Annotated in this window: 4 protein-coding genes and 1 pseudogene; 4 read left to right on the top strand and 1 reads right to left on the bottom strand. The window is 73.1% G+C overall.

Annotated features, from left to right (window positions below):
* From ACFW2E_RS44335 to ACFW2E_RS44325, 3 genes and pseudogenes are all read left to right on the top strand, one after another.
* A pseudogene (locus ACFW2E_RS44335) lies at nt 1–1,111 on the top strand (alpha/beta fold hydrolase); the annotation flags it as partial.
* On the top strand, nt 1,074–1,589 hold the full coding sequence (tsaE, locus tag ACFW2E_RS44330) for a tRNA (adenosine(37)-N6)-threonylcarbamoyltransferase complex ATPase subunit type 1 TsaE (protein ID WP_384477109.1): 516 nt from the start codon (nt 1,074–1,076) through the stop codon (nt 1,587–1,589). The pseudogene ACFW2E_RS44335 and the gene tsaE, both read left to right, overlap by 38 nt.
* Before the next feature lie 130 nt (nt 1,590–1,719).
* Nucleotides 1,720–1,887 (top strand): hypothetical protein, encoded by a 168-nt coding sequence (locus ACFW2E_RS44325; protein ID WP_384477106.1) that lies wholly within the window; start codon nt 1,720–1,722, stop codon nt 1,885–1,887.
* 13 nt (nt 1,888–1,900) lie between these two features.
* Here the strand turns inward: ACFW2E_RS44325 and ACFW2E_RS44320 are convergent, their stop codons facing one another.
* Nucleotides 1,901–2,455 carry a hypothetical protein gene (locus tag ACFW2E_RS44320; RefSeq protein ID WP_384477104.1) on the bottom strand — a complete coding sequence of 185 codons (555 nt, stop codon included), beginning with the start codon at nt 2,453–2,455 and terminating at the stop codon, nt 1,901–1,903.
* Between the two features lie 113 nt (nt 2,456–2,568).
* On the opposite strand from ACFW2E_RS44320, the gene tsaB reads away from it, so the two are divergent.
* Nucleotides 2,569–3,038 (top strand): tRNA (adenosine(37)-N6)-threonylcarbamoyltransferase complex dimerization subunit type 1 TsaB (gene tsaB, locus ACFW2E_RS44315; RefSeq protein WP_384477101.1); only part of this gene is annotated, 470 nt, incomplete at its 3' end.

The following is a 3,038-nucleotide window of genomic DNA, read 5'->3' as shown; positions in this document are numbered from 1 at the left end:
TGTGGCGCCGGGGGGGGCGTCTCTCGGGGGGGTGGTGGGGCGGGGGGGGGGGGCGCCTCGGGACTCCGGGGGGCCTTAGGGCGCGGTGGGCGCCACGCCGGGCAAGGCGTGCGCGGACGACGGCACCGAGCTGTACTACGAGGTCGACGACGTCGAGCCCGAGGGCGGACCGGCGCCGCGGCGGCGCCGGCTCTTCGGCCGCAAGGCGCCCGCCCCGGTCACCGTGGTCTTCAGTCACGGCTACTGCCTCAGCCAGGACTCCTGGCACTTCCAGCGCGCGGCGCTGCGGGGTGTCGTGCGGACCGTGCACTGGGACCAGCGCAGCCACGGGCGGTCCGGGCGGGGCGTGTCCCAGTCCCGGGACGGGGTGCCGGTCACCATCGACCAGCTCGGCCGCGACCTCAAGGCCGTCATCGACGCGGCCGTGCCCGACGGGCCGGTCGTGCTGGTCGGGCACTCCATGGGCGGCATGACCATGATGGCGCTGGCCGCCCAGTACCCGGAGCTGATCCGCGACCGGGTGGTCGCCACCGCTCTCGTCGGCACCTCGTCCGGGCGGCTCGGCGAGGTCAACTTCGGGCTGCCCCTCGCCGGCGTCAACGCGGTGCGCCGGGTGCTGCCCGGAGTGCTGAAGGCGCTGGGACAGCAGGCGGCGCTGGTGGAGAAGGGGCGCCGGGCCACCGCCGATCTGTTCGCCGGGGTCATCAAGCGGTACTCGTTCGCCTCCCGGGACGTCGACCCGGCGGTCGAGCGGTTCGCCGAGCGGATGATCGAGTCCACCCCGATCGACGTGGTGGCGGAGTTCTACCCGGCCTTCAACGACCACGACAAGACCGAGGCCCTGGCCTGGTTCGCGGAGATGCCGGTCCTCGTGCTGGCCGGGGTCCAGGACCTGGTCACGCCCAGCGAGCACAGTGAGGTCATCGCCGATCTGCTGCCCGACGCGGAGCTGGTCCTGGTCCCGGACGCCGGGCACCTGGTCATGCTGGAACACGCGGAAGTGGTCACCGACCGGCTCGCCGACCTTCTCACCCGCGCGGGTGCCGTGCCCGCAGGGGCTACCGTAAGTGGCTATGGAAGCAGCACCAGCAGCGCCGCACGACCCGGCTGAGACCGAGCTGATCGTCAACGCCCCGGAGCAGATGCAGGAATTGGGCCGCCGCCTGGCCAAGCTGCTGCGGCCGGGCGACCTCGTGATGCTCAGCGGGGAGCTCGGCGCGGGCAAGACGACGCTCACCCGGGGGCTCGGCGAGGGGCTCGGCGTACGGGGCGCGGTCACCTCGCCGACCTTCGTGATCGCCCGGGTGCATCCGTCCCTGGTCGACGGCCCGCCGCTCGTCCACGTCGACGCCTACCGGCTGTCCGGCGGGCTGGACGAGATGGAGGACCTCGACCTCGACGTCTCGCTGCCCGACTCGGTGATCGTCGTGGAGTGGGGCGAGGGCAAGGTCGAGGAGCTGACCGACGACCGTCTGCTGGTCGTGATCCACCGGACCGTCGGCGACACCACCGACGAGGTGCGGCACGTGACGCTCACCGGGCTGGGGGAGCGGTGGGCGGACGTGGACCTCGGGGTTCTGTCGGCCTGAGCGCTCGCGGAGATTCCGACAGGCCGTCGGCAAGATGTTGCGCTTGGCCCGGCAAGCGTGGTCACATGGAACCCAGTCCGTAGTTAGGTGTGCCTAACTACGCCCGCCCCCCGCTCGTCAGGAGGCGTCCGTGTCCACTTCTCAGCCCAGGGTGCAGCCCCCGTCCCGTCCGGTTGCCGGGGTGACCATGCGCGATCTGCTGGCCTCCTGCGCGGCCGCCGACGCGGTCTCCAGGCCGCCGCGGGAGCCCGAGCCGCGGACGCCGGAACCGGTCCGGGAGGAGCGCGCGGCCGCCTAGGCCCCGACGGGCCCTAGCGGATCACGACGACCCGGACCCCGATCGTCGCGAACTTCCACATCTCGTCCCCGTCCGCGCGCTTCTCCCGGATGCCGCCCGTCTTCACGGTCGTGTCGGGTTCCGCCCCGGAGCGGTCCGTGGCGGCGCTGAAGCCGATGACCACATCGCGCACGCTGGTGAAGCGCACGACGTGCTCGACGGGGATGCCGTCGGTGCCGGTGACCGCACGCGAGCGGGACGTGACCGCGTACGAGCCGGGAAGCGGGTCGACGCTGCCGGGGGTCACCTTGAAGGTGTGCTGGACCTTGCCGTTCTCGCCGACCAGCCACACCCGGTCGTCGTCCACCGAGTACACGACCCGTTCACCCGTGCCGGAGCCGCTGGGCAGGGCGGTCGGGTGCCGCGTGTCCCGGGGTGCCTTGGCGGCCACCGAGGGCGAGGCGCTCGCCGACGGTGTGTCACCGAGTCCGGCCGGGACGGTGGCCGACGCCTGGTAGGCGAGGAATCCGACCGATCCGACGGCCGCCGCGGTGAGCCCGGCCACGATTCCCGCGCTGGTGCCTGCCACGTGCGCCCACCTCTGCATCGGGTCATATGTCGTACTTCGTGCAGACGGTAGCAGCCGGTGACCGTCCGACCGGGGCGGCCGTGCTGAGGGCGCGGGAGCCGTAGGCTGTTCGCGTGCTCTTGCTCGCTCTGGATACCGCCACCCCCGCCATCACCGTCGCCCTGCACGACGGTGAGACCGTCATCGCCTCGTCCAGCCAGGTGGACGCGCGCCGGCACGGCGAGCTGCTGCTGCCGGCCGTGGACCGCGTGCTCGCCGAGGCAGGGCTCAAGCTGGACGCCGTCACCGCGATCGTCGTCGGCATCGGGCCCGGCCCCTACACCGGACTGCGCGTCGGCCTGATGACCGCCGACACCTTCGGGCTCGCGCTCGGCGTCCCCGTGCACGGCGTGTGCACGCTGGACGGCCTCGCGTACGCCTCCGACATCGAGAAGGGCCCCTTCGTCGTGGCGACCGACGCCCGGCGCAAGGAGGTCTACTGGGCCGAGTACGCCGACTCACGCACCCGGCTCACGGATCCGGCGGTCGACCGCCCCGCCGACATCGCCGACCGGGTCGCGGGCCGGCCCGCCCGGGGCGCGGT

This window comes from Streptomyces sp. NPDC058964 (genome assembly GCF_042741275.1).
Taxonomy (GTDB): domain Bacteria; phylum Actinomycetota; class Actinomycetes; order Streptomycetales; family Streptomycetaceae; genus Streptomyces.
Note: the sequence above shows the minus strand (reverse complement) of the source record. Positions and strands in the feature narration are given on the sequence as shown.

Bases quoted from the DNA above. Each gene is read 5' to 3' on its own strand.
- tsaE (WP_384477109.1), top strand. From the start codon at position 1,074: ATGGAAGCAGCACCAGCAGCGCCGCACGACCCGGCTGAGACCGAGCTG.